General features: G+C 54.9%; 21 protein-coding genes, 2 tRNA genes and 1 rRNA gene. 8 read left to right on the plus strand and 16 right to left on the minus strand.

Going from position 1 to position 22,700, the window contains the following annotated elements; translation table 11 throughout:
• Positions 1 to 142: 142 nt before the first annotated feature.
• From HWQ14_RS00465 to gmhB, 4 genes are all read right to left on the minus strand, one after another.
• Positions 143 to 218: transfer RNA gene (locus HWQ14_RS00465), tRNA-Ala, on the minus strand.
• A 104-nt stretch (positions 219 to 322) separates the two neighbouring features.
• A tRNA-Ile gene (locus tag HWQ14_RS00470) sits at positions 323 to 399 on the minus strand.
• 69 nt (positions 400 to 468) lie between these two features.
• Positions 469 to 2,010: ribosomal RNA gene (locus HWQ14_RS00475) — 16S ribosomal RNA — on the minus strand.
• Positions 2,011 to 2,378: 368 nt separating this feature from the next.
• Positions 2,379 to 2,945 (minus strand): D-glycero-beta-D-manno-heptose 1,7-bisphosphate 7-phosphatase, encoded by a 567-nt coding sequence (gene gmhB, locus HWQ14_RS00480; protein ID WP_148420161.1) that lies wholly within the window; start codon positions 2,943 to 2,945, stop codon positions 2,379 to 2,381.
• Between the two features lie 188 nt (positions 2,946 to 3,133).
• On the opposite strand from gmhB, the gene metN reads away from it, so the two are divergent.
• The 6 genes from metN (at position 3,134) to proS (ending at position 8,713) form a co-directional block, all read left to right on the plus strand.
• Entirely contained in the window at positions 3,134 to 4,165 is a 1,032-nt protein-coding gene (metN, locus tag HWQ14_RS00485) for a methionine ABC transporter ATP-binding protein MetN (RefSeq protein ID WP_176608660.1), read from the plus strand.
• Positions 4,158 to 4,811, plus strand: coding sequence for a methionine ABC transporter permease MetI (locus HWQ14_RS00490; protein ID WP_003856130.1), 654 nt, complete (start codon positions 4,158 to 4,160; stop codon positions 4,809 to 4,811). Before metN ends, HWQ14_RS00490 begins: the two co-directional genes overlap by 8 nt.
• 40 nt (positions 4,812 to 4,851) lie before the next feature.
• Complete coding sequence (gene metQ / locus HWQ14_RS00495; protein ID WP_176608661.1) at positions 4,852 to 5,667, plus strand: methionine ABC transporter substrate-binding lipoprotein MetQ; 816 nt, start codon at positions 4,852 to 4,854, stop codon at positions 5,665 to 5,667.
• A 106-nt stretch (positions 5,668 to 5,773) separates the two neighbouring features.
• Complete coding sequence (gene rcsF, locus HWQ14_RS00500) at positions 5,774 to 6,178, plus strand: Rcs stress response system protein RcsF (protein WP_003856133.1); 405 nt, start codon at positions 5,774 to 5,776, stop codon at positions 6,176 to 6,178.
• Complete coding sequence (tsaA, locus tag HWQ14_RS00505) at positions 6,175 to 6,882, plus strand: tRNA (N6-threonylcarbamoyladenosine(37)-N6)-methyltransferase TrmO (RefSeq protein ID WP_176608662.1); 708 nt, start codon at positions 6,175 to 6,177, stop codon at positions 6,880 to 6,882. Before rcsF ends, tsaA begins: the two co-directional genes overlap by 4 nt.
• Positions 6,883 to 6,994: 112 nt before the next feature.
• Positions 6,995 to 8,713: a proline--tRNA ligase gene (gene proS, locus HWQ14_RS00510; RefSeq protein ID WP_176608663.1), complete on the plus strand. Its 1,719-nt coding sequence runs from the start codon at positions 6,995 to 6,997 to the stop codon at positions 8,711 to 8,713.
• Between the two features lie 45 nt (positions 8,714 to 8,758).
• Here proS and nlpE read toward each other — a convergent pair whose 3' ends face one another.
• The 3 genes from nlpE to HWQ14_RS00525 are packed head-to-tail and all read right to left on the minus strand — an operon-like array spanning position 8,759 to position 10,454.
• The gene (gene nlpE, locus HWQ14_RS00515; protein ID WP_176608664.1) at positions 8,759 to 9,457 is read right to left on the minus strand and encodes an envelope stress response activation lipoprotein NlpE; all 699 of its coding nucleotides are present in this window, start codon (positions 9,455 to 9,457) and stop codon (positions 8,759 to 8,761) included.
• Between the two features lie 38 nt (positions 9,458 to 9,495).
• Entirely contained in the window at positions 9,496 to 9,912 is a 417-nt protein-coding gene (gene arfB / locus HWQ14_RS00520; RefSeq protein WP_148420156.1) for an alternative ribosome rescue aminoacyl-tRNA hydrolase ArfB, read from the minus strand.
• On the minus strand, positions 9,909 to 10,454 hold the full coding sequence (locus HWQ14_RS00525; RefSeq protein WP_148420155.1) for a YaeQ family protein: 546 nt from the start codon (positions 10,452 to 10,454) through the stop codon (positions 9,909 to 9,911). Before HWQ14_RS00525 ends, arfB begins: the two co-directional genes overlap by 4 nt.
• A 194-nt stretch (positions 10,455 to 10,648) precedes the next feature.
• Here HWQ14_RS00525 and HWQ14_RS00530 point away from each other — a divergent pair, with 194 nt between their 5' ends.
• Both HWQ14_RS00530 and rof read left to right on the plus strand, forming a co-directional pair.
• Complete coding sequence (locus HWQ14_RS00530) at positions 10,649 to 10,849, plus strand: YaeP family protein (protein ID WP_148420154.1); 201 nt, start codon at positions 10,649 to 10,651, stop codon at positions 10,847 to 10,849.
• Positions 10,836 to 11,096, plus strand: coding sequence for a Rho-binding antiterminator (gene rof, locus HWQ14_RS00535; RefSeq protein WP_148420153.1), 261 nt, complete (start codon positions 10,836 to 10,838; stop codon positions 11,094 to 11,096). The genes HWQ14_RS00530 and rof overlap by 14 nt, the downstream gene beginning before the upstream one ends.
• A gap of 26 nt (positions 11,097 to 11,122) precedes the next feature.
• Here rof and tilS read toward each other — a convergent pair whose 3' ends face one another.
• From tilS to fabZ, 9 genes are all read right to left on the minus strand, one after another.
• Positions 11,123 to 12,409 (minus strand): tRNA lysidine(34) synthetase TilS, encoded by a 1,287-nt coding sequence (gene tilS, locus HWQ14_RS00540; RefSeq protein ID WP_176608665.1) that lies wholly within the window; start codon positions 12,407 to 12,409, stop codon positions 11,123 to 11,125.
• A 58-nt stretch (positions 12,410 to 12,467) separates the two neighbouring features.
• Positions 12,468 to 12,857, minus strand: a complete 390-nt coding sequence (locus tag HWQ14_RS00545; RefSeq protein WP_148420151.1) for a VOC family protein — start codon at positions 12,855 to 12,857, stop codon at positions 12,468 to 12,470.
• 66 nt (positions 12,858 to 12,923) lie between these two features.
• On the minus strand, positions 12,924 to 15,056 hold the full coding sequence (locus HWQ14_RS00550) for a lysine decarboxylase LdcC (RefSeq protein ID WP_176608666.1): 2,133 nt from the start codon (positions 15,054 to 15,056) through the stop codon (positions 12,924 to 12,926).
• A gap of 100 nt (positions 15,057 to 15,156) precedes the next feature.
• Complete coding sequence (accA, locus tag HWQ14_RS00555) at positions 15,157 to 16,116, minus strand: acetyl-CoA carboxylase carboxyl transferase subunit alpha (RefSeq protein WP_013095666.1); 960 nt, start codon at positions 16,114 to 16,116, stop codon at positions 15,157 to 15,159.
• Between the two features lie 12 nt (positions 16,117 to 16,128).
• Entirely contained in the window at positions 16,129 to 19,611 is a 3,483-nt protein-coding gene (gene dnaE / locus HWQ14_RS00560; protein ID WP_176608667.1) for a DNA polymerase III subunit alpha, read from the minus strand.
• 38 nt (positions 19,612 to 19,649) lie between these two features.
• Positions 19,650 to 20,246 (minus strand): ribonuclease HII, encoded by a 597-nt coding sequence (rnhB, locus tag HWQ14_RS00565; protein WP_176608668.1) that lies wholly within the window; start codon positions 20,244 to 20,246, stop codon positions 19,650 to 19,652.
• On the minus strand, positions 20,243 to 21,391 hold the full coding sequence (gene lpxB / locus HWQ14_RS00570) for a lipid-A-disaccharide synthase (RefSeq protein ID WP_176608669.1): 1,149 nt from the start codon (positions 21,389 to 21,391) through the stop codon (positions 20,243 to 20,245). Before lpxB ends, rnhB begins: the two co-directional genes overlap by 4 nt.
• On the minus strand, positions 21,391 to 22,179 hold the full coding sequence (gene lpxA, locus HWQ14_RS00575; RefSeq protein ID WP_148420146.1) for an acyl-ACP--UDP-N-acetylglucosamine O-acyltransferase: 789 nt from the start codon (positions 22,177 to 22,179) through the stop codon (positions 21,391 to 21,393). Before lpxA ends, lpxB begins: the two co-directional genes overlap by 1 nt.
• Positions 22,180 to 22,182: 3 nt before the next feature.
• Positions 22,183 to 22,638 (minus strand): 3-hydroxyacyl-ACP dehydratase FabZ, encoded by a 456-nt coding sequence (gene fabZ / locus HWQ14_RS00580; RefSeq protein ID WP_003856165.1) that lies wholly within the window; start codon positions 22,636 to 22,638, stop codon positions 22,183 to 22,185.
• Positions 22,639 to 22,700 lie beyond the last annotated feature (62 nt).

Consider the following 22,700-nt stretch of genomic DNA (forward strand, 5'->3'; position numbering starts at 1 on the left):
CTTGCGAAAATTTGAGAGACTCGAACACACATGAGCTGTGTGTCGTTTCAATTTTCAGCTTGATCCAGATTTTTAAAGAGCAAAACTTCGCAGTGCACCTTTTCAGGTTCACTCTGAAGTTTTCTTGTTTTGCAGTAAATGATGGTGGAGCTATGCGGGATCGAACCGCAGACCTCCTGCGTGCAAGGCAGGCGCTCTCCCAGCTGAGCTATAGCCCCATCGTAGTGATCTCTCTACCGGTATTTTTGTTGAGGCAGGGCGTGGTGACACGAAGCATACCCGAGTATGTGAGTGTCGCCGCAACGCAGCGTCAGCAAAAATTTGGTAGGCCTGAGTGGACTTGAACCACCGACCTCACCCTTATCAGGGGTGCGCTCTAACCACCTGAGCTACAAGCCTGCAGAGATTTTTACTGCTGTTTTTCATCAGACAATCTGTGTGGACACTACAAAGGCAGGTTCTTTAAGGTAAGGAGGTGATCCAACCGCAGGTTCCCCTACGGTTACCTTGTTACGACTTCACCCCAGTCATGAATCACAAAGTGGTAAGCGCCCTCCCGAAGGTTAAGCTACCTACTTCTTTTGCAACCCACTCCCATGGTGTGACGGGCGGTGTGTACAAGGCCCGGGAACGTATTCACCGTAGCATTCTGATCTACGATTACTAGCGATTCCGACTTCATGGAGTCGAGTTGCAGACTCCAATCCGGACTACGACGCACTTTATGAGGTCCGCTTGCTCTCGCGAGGTCGCTTCTCTTTGTATGCGCCATTGTAGCACGTGTGTAGCCCTACTCGTAAGGGCCATGATGACTTGACGTCATCCCCACCTTCCTCCAGTTTATCACTGGCAGTCTCCTTTGAGTTCCCGGCCGGACCGCTGGCAACAAAGGATAAGGGTTGCGCTCGTTGCGGGACTTAACCCAACATTTCACAACACGAGCTGACGACAGCCATGCAGCACCTGTCTCAGAGTTCCCGAAGGCACCAATCCATCTCTGGAAAGTTCTCTGGATGTCAAGAGTAGGTAAGGTTCTTCGCGTTGCATCGAATTAAACCACATGCTCCACCGCTTGTGCGGGCCCCCGTCAATTCATTTGAGTTTTAACCTTGCGGCCGTACTCCCCAGGCGGTCGACTTAACGCGTTAGCTCCGGAAGCCACGCCTCAAGGGCACAACCTCCAAGTCGACATCGTTTACGGCGTGGACTACCAGGGTATCTAATCCTGTTTGCTCCCCACGCTTTCGCACCTGAGCGTCAGTCTTTGTCCAGGGGGCCGCCTTCGCCACCGGTATTCCTCCAGATCTCTACGCATTTCACCGCTACACCTGGAATTCTACCCCCCTCTACAAGACTCTAGCCTGCCAGTTTCGAATGCAGTTCCCAGGTTGAGCCCGGGGATTTCACATCCGACTTGACAGACCGCCTGCGTGCGCTTTACGCCCAGTAATTCCGATTAACGCTTGCACCCTCCGTATTACCGCGGCTGCTGGCACGGAGTTAGCCGGTGCTTCTTCTGCGGGTAACGTCAATCGGTAAGGTTATTAACCTTACCGCCTTCCTCCCCGCTGAAAGTGCTTTACAACCCGAAGGCCTTCTTCACACACGCGGCATGGCTGCATCAGGCTTGCGCCCATTGTGCAATATTCCCCACTGCTGCCTCCCGTAGGAGTCTGGACCGTGTCTCAGTTCCAGTGTGGCTGGTCATCCTCTCAGACCAGCTAGGGATCGTCGCCTAGGTGAGCCGTTACCCCACCTACTAGCTAATCCCATCTGGGCACATCCGATGGCAAGAGGCCCGAAGGTCCCCCTCTTTGGTCTTGCGACGTTATGCGGTATTAGCTACCGTTTCCAGTAGTTATCCCCCTCCATCAGGCAGTTTCCCAGACATTACTCACCCGTCCGCCACTCGTCAGCGAAGCAGCAAGCTGCTTCCTGTTACCGTTCGACTTGCATGTGTTAGGCCTGCCGCCAGCGTTCAATCTGAGCCATGATCAAACTCTTCAATTTAAGTTTGATGCTCGTGAATTAAACTTCGTAATGAATTACGTATGTTCACTCAGAGACTTGGTATTCATTTATTGTCCGAAGACATTAAGAATCCATGTCACTTTGAGTGCCCACACAGATTGTCTGATAAATTGTTAAAGAGCAGTGCAACGCGGCTTTCGCTCACCGTTGCGAGGTGGCGTATATTACGCTTTCCTCTTTCAGAGTCAACCCGTTATTTCAGGATTTTTTCTCTTCAACCGACCGGGCTGTCTGTGAAGTGATTCACATCCGCCGTGTCGATGGAGGCGCATTATAGGGAGCCGCCGAGGAATGACAAGCGGAAAAATGCATTTTTATTTCAACCGCTCACCTTTTCACCAAAACGTCTATTTTTGGTGCTTTTTAATCTCTTTTGGCAGCTCTGCCAGGCTTGTAATGACCCAGTCGGCTGCATTTTCCGCTTCCGGGGTGACTGGCTTACCGGTTCGCACTAATACTTTTGTTCCCACACCCGCCGCCGTTGCTGCCTGCATATCTTCCAGCTTATCGCCGACCATAAAAGACGCGGCCATATCAATGTGCAGAAATTCCTGCGCGGAGATAAGCATGCCCGGATGCGGTTTACGGCAATCACAGGTCTGACGATATGCTTCGACGGTGCCCTGCGGGTGATGCGGACAATAATAGATACCATCAAGATCGACGCCGCGATCGGCCAGAGACCAGTCCATCCATTCCGTCAGCGTCTCGAACTGCGCTTCGGTGAATTTCCCCCGGGCGATACCGGACTGATTGGTTACCACCACCAGCGCATAGCCCATCTCTTTCAGCTGGCGCAGTGCATCTATTACGCCCTCGATAAATTCAAACTCATCAATCTCATGGACGTAGCCGTGATCCACATTAATAGTGCCATCACGATCGAGAAAAATTGCGGGTACAGATTTTGCCACCGGTTTGCTCCTGAAAAAGGCTTGTTCAGCTAGTATCTCATGAATCACGGCGCAATAAAGTGCTCATCGTACAGAGGTGGATTGATTTAGACGTCTGGATGCCTTAACATCCATTTTGTTTACGGTCATTCCCCGTATCTGGCAGAAGAAAATGCCACGGCTAACTTACATACGATAAAAATAATCTAATGATTAAACTTTCCAATATCACCAAAGTGTTCCAGCAGGGGAACCGAACCATTCAGGCGCTGAACAACGTCAGCCTGCATGTTCCTGCTGGTCAGATTTATGGCGTCATTGGCGCATCGGGTGCAGGTAAAAGTACGCTGATCCGTTGTGTTAACCTGCTTGAGCGCCCAACCCAGGGCAGCGTTGAAGTTGGCGGCCAGGAGCTTACCGCTCTCACAGAAAAAGAACTCACCAAAGCGCGTCGTCAGATCGGCATGATTTTCCAGCACTTTAACCTGCTGGCCTCACGTACCGTTTTCGGCAACGTTGCTTTACCGCTGGAGCTGGACAACACGCCGAAGGAAGAAATTACGCGTCGCGTCACCGAACTGCTGGACCTGGTTGGTCTGGGCGATAAGCATGACAGCTATCCGGCCAATCTCTCCGGCGGGCAAAAGCAGCGTGTAGCAATAGCTCGCGCGCTGGCAAGCAATCCAAAAGTGCTGCTGTGCGATGAAGCCACCAGCGCATTAGATCCGGCTACCACGCGTTCTATTCTGGAGCTGCTGAAAGACATTAACCGTCGTCTGGGCCTGACTATCCTCCTTATTACGCACGAAATGGACGTGGTGAAACGTATTTGTGACTGCGTGGCAGTCATCAGCAACGGTGAGCTGATTGAGCAGGATACGGTAAGCGAAGTGTTCTCCCATCCGAAGACGCCGCTGGCTCAGCAGTTCATCCAGTCCACGCTTCATCTGGATATTCCGGAAGATTATCTGGAACGACTGAAAACAGAAGCCGTTGCAGACAGCGTTCCAATGCTGCGCATGGAGTTTACGGGTCAGTCCGTTGACGCACCGCTGCTTTCCGAAACCGCGCGCCGCTTTAACGTTAATAACAACATTATTAGCGCGCAGATGGATTACGCCGGTGGCGTGAAGTTCGGCATTATGCTGACGGAAATGCACGGCACACAGGAAGAAACCCAGGCGGCAATTGCCTGGCTGCAGGAACATCACGTAAAAGTAGAGGTACTGGGTTATGTCTGAGCCGATGATGTGGCTACTGGTTCGCGGCGTTTGGGAAACGCTGGCAATGACCTTCGTATCGGGCTTTTTTGGCTTTGTCATTGGGCTACCGGTCGGCGTGCTGCTGTACGTCACGCGCCCGGGTCAGATTATTGAAAACGCGAAGCTGTATCGCACGCTTTCTGCGCTGGTGAACATCTTCCGTTCAATCCCGTTCATTATTCTGCTGGTGTGGATGATTCCGTTTACCCGCGTGATCGTCGGTACGTCGATAGGTCTTCAGGCAGCAATTGTTCCATTGACCGTAGGCGCTGCGCCGTTTATCGCCCGTATGGTGGAAAACGCCCTGCTGGAAATTCCAACGGGTCTGATTGAAGCCTCCCGAGCCATGGGTGCGACGCCGATGCAGATCGTGCGCAAAGTACTGCTGCCTGAAGCGCTGCCAGGGCTGGTGAACGCGGCGACCATTACGCTTATCACGCTTGTCGGTTATTCCGCGATGGGCGGTGCCGTAGGTGCAGGTGGTTTAGGCCAGATTGGCTACCAGTACGGCTATATTGGCTATAACGCTACCGTTATGAATACCGTTCTGGTATTGCTGGTTGTGCTGGTTTACTTAATTCAATTCTCTGGCGATCGTATCGTCCGGGCTGTTACGCATAAATAACGTTACAAACAACACAAACTCGACGAGTTAAGGAAAAAACATGGCGTTTAAATTTAAGACCTTTGCAGCAGTAGGCGCACTGATTGGCTCTCTGGCACTGGTGGGTTGCGGTCAGGACGAGAAAGATCCCAACCACATCAAGGTAGGCGTTATCGTCGGTGCTGAACAGCAGGTCGCAGAAGCCGCGCAGAAAATCGCAAAAGAGAAATATGGCCTGGACGTTGAGCTGGTCACCTTCAACGATTACGTTCTGCCGAACGAAGCGCTGAGCAAAGGCGATATTGACGCCAACGCCTTCCAGCACAAACCGTATCTGGATCAGCAGATCAAGGATCGCGGCTACAAGCTGGTTGCTGTCGGGAATACCTTCGTTTATCCAATTGCCGGTTACTCCAAGAAAATTAAATCTCTGGATGAACTTCAGCCGGGTTCACAGGTTGCCGTCCCTAACGACCCAACCAACCTTGGCCGCTCGCTGCTGCTGCTGCAGAAAGTGGGCCTGATCAAGCTGAAAGAAGGGGTTGGCCTGCTGCCGACCGTTCTGGACGTGACCGAAAACCCGAAAAATCTGAAAATTGTTGAACTGGAAGCCCCGCAGCTGCCACGTTCACTGGACGATGCACAGATCGCGCTGGCCGTTATCAACACCACCTACGCCAGCCAGATCGGCCTGACGCCGGCGAAGGATGGTATCTTCATTGAAGACAAAGACTCCCCGTACGTCAACCTGATCGTGACTCGCGAAGACAACAAAGACGCGGAAAACGTGAAGAAATTCCTGCAGGCGTATCAGTCTGAAGAAGTTTACCAGGAAGCCAACAAGGTGTTTAACGGCGGCGCGGTTAAAGGCTGGTAATCTCACCTCAGTGTAATATCATCAAGACGGGCATTTGCCCGTCTTGTTATTTGTGCGGTCAACTGCTTCAATATCTGACGTTTTGATTATCCACTGAGGAATTATTATGCGTGCTTTACCGATCTGTCTTTTAGCACTGATGCTGAGCGGCTGTTCTATGCTAAGCAGATCTCCTGTTGAACCCGTTCAAAGCACTGCAACCCCGCCAAAAGCGGAGCCAGCAAAACCGAAAGCGCCTCGCGCTGCGCCGGTACGTATTATTACGAAAGCCGACGAGCTGGTCGGTAAGCCATTCCGTGAGCTGGGTGAAGTGAGTGGCGAATCCTGCCAGGCAACGAACCAGGACTCTCCACCGAATATCCCAACAGCCCGCAAGCGTATGCAGATTAACGCGTCAAAAATGAAAGCCAACGCGGTGCTGCTGCACAGCTGCGAAGTGACCAGCGGTACGCCAGGCTGCTACCGTCAGGCGGTATGTATCGGTTCTGCGCTTAATATTACGGCGAAATGAGTTCGTTTCAGTTCGGGCAGATAGGCGTTATCCGCTCCCCTTATAAAGAGAAGTTCGCCGTGCCGCGCCAGCCTGGTCTGGTCATCAACGGCGGCGGCGAGCTTCATCTTGTCGCGCCCTATAATCAGGCCGATGCGGTGCGCGGGCTTGAGGCGTTCAGTCATTTATGGGTGGTCTTTGTGTTTCACCAGACTATGGAAGGCGGCTGGCGTCCCACGGTGCGTCCTCCGCGTCTGGGCGGTAATGCCAGAATGGGTGTATTTGCCACCCGCTCCACCTTCCGCCCTAACCCGATTGGAATGTCGCTGGTCGAACTGAAAGGCATACGCTGTCAGAAAGATCGGGTGATTCTGGAGTTAGGTAGCCTTGACCTGGTTGATGGCACGCCGGTCATTGATATCAAGCCTTACCTGCCCTTTGCCGAAGCGCTGCCGGAGGCCAGGGCAAGCTACGCGCAGGAAGCGCCGCAGGCAGATATGCCGGTTCACTTCACGCCAGAAATAACGACGCAAATCGGCCAGCTGGAAAAACGCTATCCTCGTCTTCGTGACTTCATTACCGAAGTGCTGGCGCAGGACCCCCGTCCCGCCTATCGCAAAGAAGAGGAGACCGGAAAAACGTATGCGGTCTGGCTGCTGGACTTTAACGTGCGCTGGCGCGTGACTGCGGCGGGTTTTGAAGTGTTTGCCCTGGAACCCAGGTAATTTTCTTCTCCTCTCTTTTGGCATCTTTGCCACACTGGTAAACTAAACCACTTTTTTTGTGTCAGGCTGGCGTTTCAGCCTGTTCCAATCGTCGAAATGGAACCGTAACAACATGCGTACTAGCCAATATCTGCTCTCCACTCTGAAGGAGACACCTGCCGACGCCGAAGTGATCAGCCACCAGCTGATGCTTCGCGCCGGGATGATCCGCAAGCTGGCCTCCGGGTTATATACCTGGCTGCCGACCGGCGTGCGCGTCCTGAAAAAAGTCGAAAACATCGTGCGTGAAGAGATGAACAACGTCGGTGCTATCGAGGTGTTAATGCCGGTTGTTCAGCCCTCTGAACTGTGGCAGGAGAGCGGTCGCTGGGAGCAGTACGGTCCTGAGCTGCTGCGTATTGCCGATCGTGGCGATCGTCCCTTTGTTCTCGGCCCTACGCATGAAGAAGTGATCACCGACCTGATCCGTAACGAGCTGAGCTCTTACAAACAGCTGCCGCTGAACTTCTTCCAGATCCAGACCAAGTTCCGTGACGAAGTGCGCCCACGCTTCGGCGTCATGCGTTCTCGCGAATTCCTGATGAAAGATGCCTACTCTTTCCATACGTCTCAGGAATCTCTGCAGGAGACCTACGACAAAATGTACGAGGCTTACAGCAAAATCTTCTCCCGCATGGGCCTGGATTTCCGTGCTGTACAGGCTGATACCGGCTCTATCGGCGGTAGCGCCTCCCATGAATTCCAGGTTCTGGCGCAGAGCGGTGAGGACGATGTGATCTTCTCTGACTCCTCTGATTACGCCGCGAACATCGAGTTCGCAGAAGCGCTGGCACCAAAAGCGCCACGTGCTGCGGCAACCGAAGAGATGACGCTGGTTGATACGCCAGACGCGAAAACTATTGCCGAGCTGGTTGAGCAGTTCAACCTGCCGGTTGAGAAAACGGTCAAAACCCTGCTGGTGAAATCAGCTGAAGGCAGCGCTTACCCGCTGGTTGCCCTACTGGTCCGTGGCGATCACGAGCTGAACGAAGTGAAAGCGGAAAAGCTGCCGCAGGTTGCCAGCCCGCTCGCTTTCGCGACAGAAGCAGAAATTCGCGCCGTGGTGAACGCAGGCCCAGGCTCGCTGGGTCCGGTGAATATGCCTGTTCCGGTGATCGTTGACCGCACCGTTGCGACGATGAGCGACTTCGCCGCTGGCGCAAACATCGACGGGAAACACTACTTCGGCATCAACTGGGATCGCGACGTGGCGACGCCAGAAGTGGCTGACATCCGTAACGTGGTCGCAGGCGATCCAAGCCCGGACGGCAAGGGTACCCTGATGATCAAACGCGGTATCGAAGTAGGCCACATCTTCCAGCTGGGCGATAAATACTCTCGCGCAATGAACGCTGCCGTTCAGGGTGAAGATGGCCGTAACCAGGTTCTGACCATGGGCTGCTACGGTATTGGGGTAACGCGTGTTGTTGCTGCCGCTATCGAGCAGAACTATGACGAGCGCGGTATCGTCTGGCCGGATAACATTGCACCATTCCAGGTGGCAATTCTACCGATGAACATGCACAAGTCTTACCGCGTGCAGGAGCTGGCCGAGAAACTCTACGCTGAGCTGAGCGCGAAAGGTATCGACGTGCTGATGGATGACCGTAAAGAGCGTCCGGGCGTGATGTTTGCTGATATGGAGCTGATTGGTATTCCGCACACCATCGTCATCGGCGACCGTAACCTCGACAGCGACGAGATTGAATACAAATACCGTCGTAACGGCGAAAAGCAGATGATCAAGACGGGCGACATTCTTGATTACCTGGTGAAAGCCATCAAAGGTTAAGAAACAAAAAACCCCGCCTGCGCGGGGTTTTTTTATGGGTAAATATTATTTGCTGTCGCAGTTTTTGCCGGCAGTAAACGTCGCGTCCTTATCGGCCACCAGCGTTTTTACCAGCTCGCCGCTGTCCGGGTTTGGCTCCAGCGTAAAGTGCCCTTCAACCGTCAGCAACACTGGCTTGCTGTCATTGCCGCGCGCAACGGCATAGTCACGCTCCAGCTGGGCATTGTTCGCCACGCTGACTTTCTTCCCGGTCGCGCAGTCCGTGAAGATAGCCGCATCCGCCATGTAGAAATACATCCCCCGCATCGCCATTGGCGTTGCAGGCAGTGCCGCTTTTACCGGAGCCAGCGTGTAGTTGAACTGGGATTCAATCGGATTACCTTCGCGATCGAGCATCTCCATCCCCTCGCCTTTGGCGCGGAAATAGGTTTTGTCCCCAGCGGTATCGGTCAATACCAGCTTCTCAGCCGTACGCGCCCAGGTTCCGTAAGTTGCATATGACGAGGGTTCCTTCGCTCCCTGATAACGCTGGTTCATTACCCAGGTACCATCCTTTTGCAGGAACAGAGAGGTTTCGATACCTTCACAATCTGCACAGGGTAATACGCCGCGCCAGCTCTGCTGCATCGGCTTTAATTCTTCGTTTTGCGTTGGCTGTAAGGCCTGCGTTTCCGAACGGTTGTTACAGCCAAAAAGCGCGAACAGACTCGTTACGGCCAGCGCTGATAATAATGCTTTTTTCACGATACATTCCTTATGAAAAGGGTGTCCCTTTCGTCACGCTACGGATGACGAACTTTGCCACGCAGTGATTTTACGGTGGATTTTTGCGCCTTTGAGGACAACCTGCGTTCTTTCGATGCCCGCGTAGGACGCGTTGCCCGACGGCTTTTTTGCACTGCTGTTAATTCTTTTATGACCGCCGCCAGTCTGGAAAGTGCCGCTTCGCGGTTCATTTCCTGGCTGCGATATTCCTGCGCCTTGATCACAATTACGCCATCGCTGGTGATCAGGTGATGGCTGGCGGCAAGCAGGCTCTCTTTATAATACTCTGGCAGGCTGGAGGCCCGAATGTCAAAGCGCAAATGGATAGCCGTTGAAGCCTTGTTGACGTGCTGTCCCCCTGCCCCCTGAGCACGGATGGCGGTGATCTCCAGCTCGCTATCGGGAATGCTGACGTTTCGGGACAAAACAATCATGGCGCGGGCTGCCAGGCCGTGAGATGAATTTCCAGATTATTCTGAGAATCAGAGAGCCAGATAGCGCCGTCCTGAATAGTAGCCTGTAGCGCCATCGTTCGGCCGGCGAACTCGCTCAGCTGCGCCAGCTGTTCATCATCCAGATACCAGACGGTAAGGTTTTTGAACTGCGCACATTTGTTTTTATTCTGTTGCCACCAGATCTCCGCGGCGCGCTGGTTGTAGGCGAACAGCGCCACCTCAGCGGACTGGGTGCAAGCCTTTTTGATCCGGCGTTCATCCGGGAGGCCAAGCTCAATCCACAGATCGATACCCAGATGGTCGTTGCGCCGCCAGGCTTCCGGCTCATCTTCCGCACTTAAGCCCCGGGTAAATTGCAGGCGCTCATCGGCATACTTTATCCACGCCAGCAGGCGCAGCATCATACGCTCCTGGGTTTCAGAGGGGTGGCGCGCCAGCGTCAATGACGCATCGAGAAACTGGTTACGGTCAAGATCCGCCACATTGACCACAGCTTTATAAATTGTCGCTTTCAGCGCCATGAGAGAACTCCTTTCGAATCAGGCGTACATTGTAGCGAAAACCGCAGCAAAAGGCTGTTACGAGCTTGTGTCCCCCCTTATCAAGGCGCTGATATTGCTTAAATGAGTATGGTATAGTCACCTTGCTAAACCGAGTTTAACTTCGTAGGCTTAATGATATCTCACAGTAAGTCAGTACGCTGGCAGGAGGGGATGTGAATAATTATTGTGAGTTGATTCGCAGACGGTATGCGGAAATTGCCAGCGGAGATCTGGGGTATATCCCGGATGCGTTGGGCTGTGTATTGAACGTGCTAAATGAAGTGGCCTCTGATGAGGGCCTTTCTGAATCGGTCAGGGAAAAAGCAGCGTACGCTGCGGCGAATTTACTGGTGAGCGATTATGTCGATGAATGATACCTATCAACCCATCAATTGTGATGACTATGACAACCTCGAACTCGCCTGCCAGCATCATTTAATACTGACGCTGGAGCTAAAAGATGGCGAAGTGCTTAAGGCAAAGGCCAGCGATCTGGTTTCCCGTAAGAACGTGGAATACCTGGTTGTTGAAGATGCAGGTGCGACGCGTGAGCTGCGCCTCGACAAAATTGCCAGTTTTAGCCACCCGCAAATCGGCACCGTCGTGGTGAGCGAATCTTGATAACCAACGGGCAGCCAGGCTGCCCGTTACGCTTTCCATTCAAAATTTACACCGTCTTCAGCCCACCCCTCTTTAGTGACAAATACCCCTGCCGCCGCAATGAGCGTATCACCGTAAAACAGAAGCGGCGTTGTATCACGCAGCCAGGGCGGAACGTTCTGTTCCTGCCAGATCTTCTTCAGTTTACGCCCACCGTTACGCCCGACGATGTGCAGCATGCCGCTGGCCCTGAAGCGTACGGTGACGTTCTCGCCCGGCTCGGGCAAACGCACGTTACCCGAACGGCTTAACGCAACCACGCCTGCATTTACAGGTAACGTTAATGCTTGCTCAGGAGAAGGCCAGTCTAGGATCCTGTCAGCAAGCGACGGCAACGATTTTACCCACCAGAGCTGGCCTTTATAGCGCCTGACCTCAAAACCATTCAGATAGATACGCGGCGCGGCATCTTCCCGGGCCTGTGCAACCTCGTCCCAGATACGGTTGAGCATCGCCCGGGACGGCATGGCCGCACGGTGAAACGCCAGCCAGCGACGAATCAGGGCAGCCCGACGTGCGGGGCTCATCGCCTCCAGCGGCGCCAGCTCCAGCGCACCGTCTGCGGTTATTAGCGTCTCCAGCTCCTCGCGCAGCAGCTCGTCCAGCAAGCTTTCCTGTTCAGCACAAAGCATCGCGCTTCGGGCCGCCGCTTCGGAAAAATGCGTCCAGCGCTCGTTCAGAAGCGGCAGCACGCGCAGGCGCAGGAAGTTTCGGTCGTAGCTGTCGTCCTGATTGCTTTCGTCCTCAATCCAGCGCAGATGGTGTTGATGCGCCCAGGCTTCCAGTGAAGCGCGCGTTTCGCCCAGCAGCGGACGAATCAGCGCCGTACCGGCAAAATCCGCGCGTTCCGGCATGGCGGATAACCCCGCAGGCCCGCTGCCGCGCTTGAGCGCCAGCAAGAAGGTTTCACACTGATCGTCCAGATGCTGCGCGGTAACCAACGCTTCTCCAGGCTGTAATGCGGCGGAAAACGCGGCGTAGCGGGCTTTACGCGCCTGCGCCTCCGTGCCCAACCCTTCATCCTCAAGCGTGACGCGCTCAACGACTAGCGGGATCGCCCACGCTGAGCACACCGCTTCACAGTGCGCTACCCAGTCGTCCGCATGGGCGCTTAGGCCGTGATGAATATGCATCGCCCGAAGCTGGACGTCCGGCTCCCGATCGCGCCAGCACTTAAGGCGGTGCAGCAAAACGGTGGAGTCCAAGCCACCGCTAAATCCCACCAGAAGCTGGCGGTACGGTGAAACGGCGAGAGCGATAGCGGGTAAGGTCATAGAAAATTACACATAAAAAATGCCCGAACTGAACGGGCATTATCACACATGAAGGCAATTACTGCTGATAAAGCTCCAGCGGCAGGCCGTCCGGATCGTTGAAAAAAGTGAAACGTTTATCGGTAAAGGGATCGACACGAATCGCTTCACAGGCCACGCCGTGGGCTTCCAGATGTTTTACCGCACTGTCCAGGTCATCGACGCTGAAGGCCAGGTGGCGCAGGCCGCAGGCTTCCGGGCGCGACGGACGCGCAGGCGGGAAAGGAAAAGAGAACAGCTCAATGACATATTGCCCGTTTAACGCCAGATCGCCCTTCCAGGAGTCGCGCTCTTCGCGGTAAGCCTCGCTCATCAGCGTAAAGCCGAGGATGTCGCAGTAGAATGCCTTACTTTTCGCGTAATCGGTGGCGATGATCGCAATATGGTGAACCTGTTTTAAACCCAGCATAGCTTCTCCTTTTTATGATGTCCTGCACGTTACAACCGACAGCCCGCCGCTGGCAAGCAGCCCCCTTTATTTTAGGACTCGCACCCAGTACACTCCGTTTTCATCGCGTTTCGCACCGTGAATATCCGTCTCAAACCCCGGATAGTGGCGCCCTACCGAACAGAGCATCAGCAGAAAATCGAGCACCGCCCGGCTTTTTTCGGTGATCATTTCGCCCGGCATCAGCAGCGGTACGCCCGGCGGATAAGGCAGGATCATGTTGGCCGATACCCGGCCGACCAGATTTTCCAGCTCAACGGTTTCAACCTCGCCTTTCACCTGCTGCTGCCACGCCCTGTGCGGCGTCAGCTTCATTTCGGGCAGGACGTCAAACGCCTGGAGCATCAGGCGCGGCAGATCGTGCTGGCGGATCAGCCTGTGGATCCCCTGAGCCAGATCCTGAATGCGCATATTGCGATAGTAGTCAGGATCTTCCGCATAGAGGTCGGGCAGCATGTTCTTCACCCGCAGGTTCAGATCGTACGCGCGCTTGAACTCCATCAACCCGCGCAGCAGACCCATCGCGCGGGTTTTATCGATCCCGATACTGAACAGGAACAGCAAATTGTAGGGGCCGGTCTTCTCCACCACCACGCCACGCTCGTCGAGGAATTTCGCTACCAGCGCGGCCGGGATCCCTTCATCACCCATTACGCCCTGCTCATCCATGCCCGGCGTCAGGATCGTCACCTTAACCGGATCGAGGAACATATGATCCGCATCGGCATCCCGGAAGCCGTGCCAGCTTTCACCTGGCGCGACGGGCCAGCACTCCGCCTCGTCGATCTCTTCCGGCTGCCAGATATCAAAGAACCAGCCGTCCGCTTCATCTTTCAGCCGCTGGACCTCCTTACGGAAATGCAGCGCCCGCTCCACCGAACGATTAATCAGGCGTTTACCGGGATTGCCGCGCAGCATCGCCGCCGCCGTTTCGATGGAGGCCACCAGCGGGTAGCTCGGCGACGTGGTCGTGTGCATCATAAAGGCTTCGTTGAAGGTGTCCTCGTCGTACTCGCCCTTGATGTGAATAAGGGACGCCTGGGAAAACGCGGCCAGCATTTTGTGCGTCGACTGCGTTTCGAAGAATACTTTTCCCGGCACGCGCTCGCCGCTCATTCCGCTTTTACCCGAATAAATCGGATGGAAATTGGTGTAAGGCACCCAGGCGGAATCAAAGTGGATCGACGGCACGTCCAGCGTCTGCTTGATCCAGTTCGTGTTGTACAGCAGCCCGTCATAGGTCGAGTTAGTGATCACCGCATGGACGGGCCAGCCAGCCTCCGGTATCGCCGCGACCTTTTTTTCGATGGCGGCACGCGTGAACTCGCGGCGTGGAATGCCGCCAAGAATGCCGAGCGCGTTGCGCGTTGGCGACAGCCAGAGCGGCACTACGTCACTCATCATCAGCAGATGCGCCAGCGACTTGTGGCAGTTTCGGTCAATCAGCAGCGTGCTGCCGGCAGGCGCGGCGTACATCCCGACGATTTTATTCGACGTCGAGGTGCCGTTGGTCACCATGTAGCTTTGCTCGGCGCCAAAGGTGCGGGCTATGTACTCCTCGGCTTCCAGATGCGGGCCGGTATGATCCAGCAGAGAGCCCAGCTCGGTCACCGAAATCGACACGTCCGCTTTCAGCGTGTTGCCGCCAAAGAAATCATAGAACAGGCAGCCCACCGGACTTTTTTGATAGGCCGTCCCCGCCATATGGCCCGGCGTACAGAAGGTGTACTTTCCTTCCTTAACATAGGTAAACAGCGCGCGCGTAAACGGCGGCGTGATGTTATCAAGGTATTCGCCGGTGTACTGCTGAATGCGGATCGCAATGTCCTCGGCAACGCCGAGAGAGTATTCGAAGAACCACAGCGCCATGCGCATATCGTGAGCGCTGACGTCCATGGTCGAATGCGTGTTGATAAAGGCGTACAGCGGAAGGTATTCGTTGAGCTTATTGATATCGCTGCACAGCTCCATGTCGTATTCGTCCCAGTCGAATATCACGCCACAGATGCGCGGATTGTGTTCGATGAATTTCAGCAGGTCGGCGCTGTTTTGCGGCCAGATCAGCTGATATCCGCGTGCGGTAAGGGCTTGCTCCAGCTCCTTGATGGGTTCGTCTTTATAAAAGACGCCGTGTGGCCCCATGATGGCAATGATGTTCATGGTTTACCTCCTTGAAAAACATCAGATAAGCATAGTTAAGGTAAACGGCAGGTATAAAAAAAGCCGCAACAATGTGCGGCTTTTAGGATAATTGTGAGGCTTATGCGTAACCGTAGGTCATCAGGCGCTGATAACGGCGATTGAGCAAATCTTCTTTGCTCAGCACGTCCAGGTCCGCCAGGTCAGCCAGCAGCTGCGCTTTCAGGGACGCGGCCATGACTTCCGGCTTGCGGTGCGCGCCACCCAGCGGTTCAGGGATGACGGTGTCGATAAGCTTCAGCTCTTTCAGACGTGGGGCAATGATGCCCATCGCTTCGGCAGCCAGAGGCGCTTTGTCGGCGCTTTTCCACAAAATGGAAGCACAGCCTTCCGGAGAGATAACGGAATAGGTGCTGTACTGCAGCATATTCACTTTATCGCCCACGCCAATCGCCAGCGCGCCGCCGGAGCCACCTTCACCGATAACGGTACAGATGACGGGCACTTTCAGGCGAGACATCTCACGCAGGTTGCGTGCGATGGCTTCAGACTGACCGCGCTCTTCTGCGCCGACACCCGGGTAAGCGCCAGGCGTGTCGATGAAGGTGATGATTGGCATATTGAAACGCTCAGCCATCTCCATCAGACGCAGGGCTTTACGGTAGCCTTCTGGTGCCGGCATACCGAAGTTACGACGGATTTTCTCTTTGGTTTCACGACCTTTCTGATGACCAATGATCATCACCGGACGTCCATCCAGACGCGCGATACCGCCGACGATAGCTTTATCGTCAGCGTATGCGCGGTCGCCGGCCAGTTCGTCAAATTCGTCAAACGCCAGGCGGACATAATCCAGGGTGTACGGACGCTGTGGATGACGCGCCAGCTGGGCGATCTGCCATGCGCCGAGATCGGCAAAGATTTTGCGCGTCAGTTCTACGCTTTTTTCACGCAGACGATGCACTTCTTCGTCGATGTTAATATCCAGTTTTTCATCCTGACGGCTCACCGCTGTCAGAGAATCGATTTTCGCTTCCAGCTCTGCAATCGGCTGTTCGAAATCAAGGAAATTCAGACTCATAGTATTCCTGTATTAGTCAAACTCCAGTTCCACCTGCTCCGAACCAATGAGGCCACGGAGATCGTTCAGTAAACGATCGCTCGGAGAGACACGCCACGTTGCACCAAAGCGCAACCGCGCACGTGCATCCGCCCTCTGATAGTAGAGATGTACTGGAATTGTCCCCGAGCGGTGGGGTTCCAGAGACTGACGGAGTCGGTTTAAAAGCTGGTCATCAATTTGCCTGTCCGTCAGCGAGATAGCAAGCCCGCGAGCATATTTTTCCCGGGCTTCGTCAATGTCCATCACTTCGCGGGCAGTCATTTTAAGCCCCCCGCTGAAGTCATCAAAGCTGACCTGTCCGCTGACGATAAGTATGCGGTCTTTTTCCAGCAATTGCTGGTATTTATCCAACGCGTCGGTGAACAACATCACCTCCAGACGCCCGGAACGGTCATCCAGTGTACAGATGCCGATACGATTGCCGCGCTTGGTGACCATTACCCTTGCAGCAATCACGAGCCCCGCAGCCGTGGTGATTTTACCACGTTCTGTCGGATGCATGTCTTTAAGCCTGTAGCCGCCGACATAGCGCTCAATTTCTTTGAGATACTGGTTGATAGGGTGCCCCGTCAGGTACAAACCTAACGTTTCACGCTCACCATCCAGCACCACCTGTTCTGGCCACGGCTGGCAGCTGGCATAGGACTGCTCGATCTGCTCTGGCTCTTCCGCCAGCACGCCAAACATATCCGCCTGGCCAATGGCTTCCGCTTTTGCGTGCTGATCGGCCGCCTTCAACGCATCGCCGAGCGAGTTCATCAACGCGGCGCGGTGCGGCCCCAGCCTGTCGAACGCGCCGGACATGATCAGTTTTTCCAGCACGCGGCGGTTCAGTTTTTTGGTATCGGTACGGGCGCAGAGATCGAACAGCTCGCGGAAGTAACCGCCGTTGTTACGAGCTTCGATGATCGCCTCGATCGGCCCCTCACCGACGCCCTTGATCGCGCCGATCCCGTAGACGATTTCCCCGTGTTCGTTAACGTGGAAATGATACAGCCCGGAGTTGATATCCGGCGGCAGGATCTTAAGCCCCATGCGCCAGCACTCGTCCACCAGGCCAACGACCTTTTCGGTGTTGTCCATATCGGCAGTCATTACCGCCGCCATAAACTCAGCGGGATAGTGCGCCTTCAGCCACAGCGTTTGATACGACACCAAAGCATAGGCGGCAGAGTGGGATTTGTTAAATCCGTACCCGGCGAACTTCTCCACCAGGTCGAAGATTTTCATCGCCAGTTCGCCGTCGACGCCGTTTTTCTTCGCCCCGTCCTCAAAGATGGAACGCTGCTTGGCCATCTCTTCCGGCTTTTTCTTCCCCATCGCACGACGCAACATGTCCGCGCCGCCAAGGGTATAGCCGGAAAGCACCTGGGCTATCTGCATAACCTGTTCCTGATACAGGATGATGCCGTAGGTCGGCTCCAGTACCGGTTTCAGGCTTTCGTGCTGCCACTGCACGTCCGGATAGGAAATCTCTTCGCGCCCGTGCTTACGGTCAATAAAGTTATCTACCATCCCCGACTGCAGCGGGCCGGGGCGGAACAGCGCCACCAGCGCGATCATATCTTCGAAGCAGTCAGGCTGGAGACGTTTAATCAGATCTTTCATGCCGCGGGATTCAAGCTGGAAAACGGCTGTCGTCTCCGAGCGTTGCAGCATGTCGAAACTTTTCTTGTCATCAAGCGGGATAGCCGCGATATCCAGCGGCGGCTCGCCGTTCTTCTCGCGGCGGGCGTTGATCATCTCCAGCGCCCAGTTGATGATGGTGAGCGTACGCAGGCCGAGGAAGTCGAACTTCACCAGCCCGGCATATTCCACGTCGTTCTTGTCGAACTGGGTAACAGGATGCTGGCCCGCTTCGTCACAGTACAGCGGCGCAAAGTCAGTAATTTTGGTCGGGGCGATAACCACGCCCCCCGCATGCTTGCCGGCATTTCGCGTGACGCCTTCCAGCTTGCGCGCCATGTCGATCAGCGCTTTGACCTCTTCGTCGGCTTCGTATATTTCCGGCAGCTGAGGTTCGGCTTCAAACGCTTTAGCCAGCGTCATGCCCGGATCGGGCGGTACCAGCTTAGAGATGCGATCGACAAAACCGTACGGGTGCCCCAGCACGCGGCCCACGTCGCGGATAACCGCTTTCGCCGCCATCGTACCGAAGGTAATGATCTGCGAAACCGCATCACGGCCGTACATATCGGCCACGTGCTCGATAACCTGATCGCGTTTTTCCATGCAGAAGTCGACGTCGAAGTCGGGCATGGAGACACGTTCCGGGTTAAGGAAGCGTTCGAACAGCAGGTCGAATTCCAGCGGATCGAGGTCGGTGATTTTCAGCGCATACGCCACCAGCGAGCCGGCACCGGAACCACGCCCCGGACCAACCGGTACGCCGTTATCCTTCGACCACTGGATGAACTCCATCACGATCAGGAAGTAGCCAGGGAATCCCATCTGGTTGATGACCTGGAGCTCAATATCCAGGCGCTCATCATACTCAGGACGCTTCTCTTTACGGACCGCTTCATCCGGGAAAAGGAATTCCAGACGCTCTTCAAGGCCCTCTTTCGATTTCATGACCAGGAAATCTTCCGTGGTCATGTCACCTGTCGGGAACTGCGGCAGGAAATATTCGCCGAGACGTACGGTGACGTTACAGCGCTTGGCTATCTCTACGCTGTTTTCCAGCGCTTCCGGGATGTCCGAGAAAAGCTCGCACATCTCTTCTTCGCTGCGCATGTACTGCTGCGACGAGTAGTTGCGCGGGCGTTTCGGATCGTCAAGGGTAAAGCCGTCGTGGATAGCGACGCGGATTTCATGGGCGTCAAAATCGCCAGACTCAAGGAAGCGTACGTCGTTGGTTGCCACCACGGGCAGCCCGCGCGCTTCGGCAAGGGCTACGGCAGCATGCAGGTAGCTCTCTTCGTCCGCTCGCCCGGTGCGGATCAGCTCAAGGTAATAGCGATTCGGGAAATACTCTTCGTAGAACGACACGCACTGATCCACCAGCGCGCTGTTGCCGCGCAGCAGACATTTGCCGACATCGCCCATACGGCCACCGGAGATCAGCAGCAACCCTTCGTTCAGCTCCGCCAGCCAGTCACGGTCAATCCACGGCCCCAGTGCGCCGTAGCCGCGCTGGTAGGCCTTTGAGATCAGCAGAGTGAGGTTCTGATAGCCCGTGTTATTCATGGCTAACACGGAAATTTGCGTCATCTCATCGCCGAGCTGCTCGCTCTGTACGTGAAAGTCCGCGCCAACGATGGGCTTTAAGCCTGCACCATGCGCCGTTCCGTAGAACTTCACCAGGCCACACAGGTTGGTAAAATCGGTGATCGCCAGCGCAGGCATGCCGAGCGAGGCCGCCTTTTTTACCAGCGGCCCGGTCTTTGCCAGCCCATCGATCATGGAGTAGTCGCTATGCACCCGCAGGTGTACGAAACGTGGTTCAGCCATCTTCAGATTCCGCGTTACTTAATTGCTTGCGTCTTGATTCAGGACACCAGTCCCAGCGCACGTTTCACCGGGCCGAAACTGCGCCGATGATGTTCAGTTGCGCCATGTTCAGCCAGCTTTTCCAGATGGAAAGCGGTTGGATATCCCTTGTGCTGGGCAAAACCATACGCAGGATAAGTGAGATCCAGCGCGGCCATTTCGGCATCGCGTGTCACCTTGGCAATGATTGACGCCGCGCTGATTTCTGCGACGCGGCTATCGCCTTTAACGACGGCCAGTGAAGGCATCGGCAGCGCCGGGCAACGATTACCGTCGATCAGCACATACTCAGGCACAATCTTCAGGCCAGCGACAGCACGCTGCATTGCCAGCATGGTGGCGTGCAGAATATTCAGATCGTCAATCTCATTCGGCTCTGCGCGCCCGATACTCCAGGCCAGCGCCTTCTCTTTAATTTCATCGAACAGCGCCAGGCGGCGCTTTTCACTTAGTTTTTTTGAGTCGTTCAGACCAATAATCGGGCGCGCTGGATCGAGAATCACCGCTGCGGTCACCACGGCCCCCACTAACGGGCCGCGTCCGACCTCATCCACACCGGCAACAAGGTGCGTATGAGGATAAATAAATTCCATCATTTTGCTAACTCCAGCACCGCATCGGCCGCCTGCTCATCAGCATTACAGCGGATCAGTTGATGCAGCTCACGGAACGTTTCGTGCATCTGGTGGCTGGTCTTGCCGTTTGCCAGCAGCGGCAGCAGTGCATCAGCCAGCGCCTGCGGCTGGCACTCATCCTGCAAAAGCTCTTTCACCAGTTCGCGACCCGCAAGCAGGTTTGGCAGCGAGACGTACTCTGTTTTCACCAGACGTTTTGCCAGCCAGAAGGTAAACGGCTTCATGCGATAACCGACCACCATCGGGCATTTTGCTAGCATACACTCCAGCGCAGCCGTGCCGGAAGCCAGCAGTGCGGCATCGCTCGCAAACATGGCCTCCCGTCCTTTCCCGTCCAGCAGGCGGACGTGGAGATCCGGAGCAACATCAGCTTTGATACGCTCAAACTGCTCGCGGCGTTTGGCATTCACCAGCGGCACGACCACTTCAAGATCGGGATAAGTGTTGCGGAGAATTTGTGCCGTTTTCAGGAAATCGGCGCTGAGCATTTCAACTTCAGCACCACGGCTTCCCGGCAGCAGCGCCAGACAGTGCACATCATGTGGAATGCCCAGCGCATCACGCGCCGCGTTTTTATCCGGATCCAGCGGCATCGCATCCGCCATGGTATGACCGATAAAACGGCACGGGACATTGAATCTGTCGTAAAACGCTTTTTCGAAAGGCAGAAAAGCCAGCACCAGATCGGTGGACCGTCCGATTTTGAAAACGCGTTTCTGTCGCCACGCCCAGACGGACGGACTGACGTAATGGATAGTTTTGATACCCTGCTTTTTCAGGCTCCCTTCAAGGGTGATATTGAAATCAGGTGCATCAATACCGACAAACACATCGGGTTTGAGATCGGTAAAACGGCGGGTAAGGTCGGCACGAATGTGCAGCAAACGGCGCAGGCGACCCAGCACCTCGACGATGCCCATCACGGCCAGCTCTTCCATTTCATACCAGGCTTCACAGCCTTCGGCCTGCATCAGCGGGCCAGCCACGCCGACAAAGCGGGCATTGGGTACACGGGCTTTAAGCGCGCGGATAAGACCTGCACCAAGAATATCGCCGGAGGTTTCTCCGGCGACCAGGGCTATGGTAAGCGGACGACTGTCGACCATTAACGAATCAGACCACGGGTTGAACGTTCAAAGAACTCCATGAACGTATTCACTTCAGGGTGCTTATTCGCCAGTTCGGCAATTTCCGGCTTCGCCTCTTCCAGCGTTTTACCGCTACGGTACAGCAATTTGTACGCGTTGCGGATCGCCGTAATCGCTTCGCGGCTGAAGCCACGACGCTTAAGGCCTTCGATGTTCACGCCAAACGGCGTGGCATGGTTGCCCTGCGCAATCACGAACGGTGGGACGTCCTGCGCCACACCGGAGCATCCGCCGACCATCACGTGCGCACCAATGATGCAGAACTGATGGACCGCGGTCATGCCGCCAATAATTGCAAAATCATCGACCGATACGTGCCCCGCCAGCGTTGCGTTGTTGGCGAGGATACAGCGGCTACCGACGTTACAGTCATGCGCAATATGCGCATTAACCATAAACAGGTTGTCGCTGCCCACCTTCGTCACTCCACCGCCCTGCGTTGTGCCACGATGAATGGTGACGCTTTCGCGAATGCGGTTACGATCGCCGATTTCCACGCGGGTCGGTTCGCCAGCATACTTAAGATCCTGGTTAACTTCGCCGATGGAGGCGAACTGATAGATCTCATTGTTGCAGCCAATGGTGGTATGACCATTCACCACAACGTGAGATTTCAGTACTGTACCCTCACCAATTTCGACATGGGGTCCAACAATACAAAACGGGCCAATGTGAACGTTAGCACCAATGATGGCACCCGTTTCCACAATAGCGGTAGGATGAATAAAGGCGGATTTATCAATCACGTATCAGGCCTCCCGGCTACGCGCACACATCATTGTTGCTTCGCAAACAACTTTGCCGTCAACCATAGCTACGCCTTTGAAGCGAGTCAGGCCGCGACGCGTTTTTTCAAAAGTGACCTCCATGATCATTTGATCACCAGGCACGACCGGACGCTTGAAGCGCGCTTCATCGATACCCGCGAAGTAATAGAGTTCACCCGGCTCCAGTTTTCCAACGCTTTTAAACGCCAGAATACCGGTAGCCTGTGCCATCGCTTCCAGGATCAATACCCCCGGGAAGATAGGCTTACCAGGGAAGTGCCCCTGGAAGAACGGCTCGTTAACGGAGACATTTTTCACTGCGCGCAGAAAACGACCTTCTTCAAAATCCAGCACACGGTCTACCAGCAAAAACGGGTAGCGGTGCGGCAGAAGTTCTAAAATCTCTTCAATATGCAGAGTATGAGTGTCAGTAGTCAAAATACTCTTCCTGTCAAATGTACTAAGTAGCAATAATAACACGGCCTGCCGGTTTATAAACA

The sequence above is a fragment of the Enterobacter cloacae genome, from assembly GCF_013375935.1.
GTDB lineage: Bacteria > Pseudomonadota > Gammaproteobacteria > Enterobacterales > Enterobacteriaceae > Enterobacter > Enterobacter pasteurii.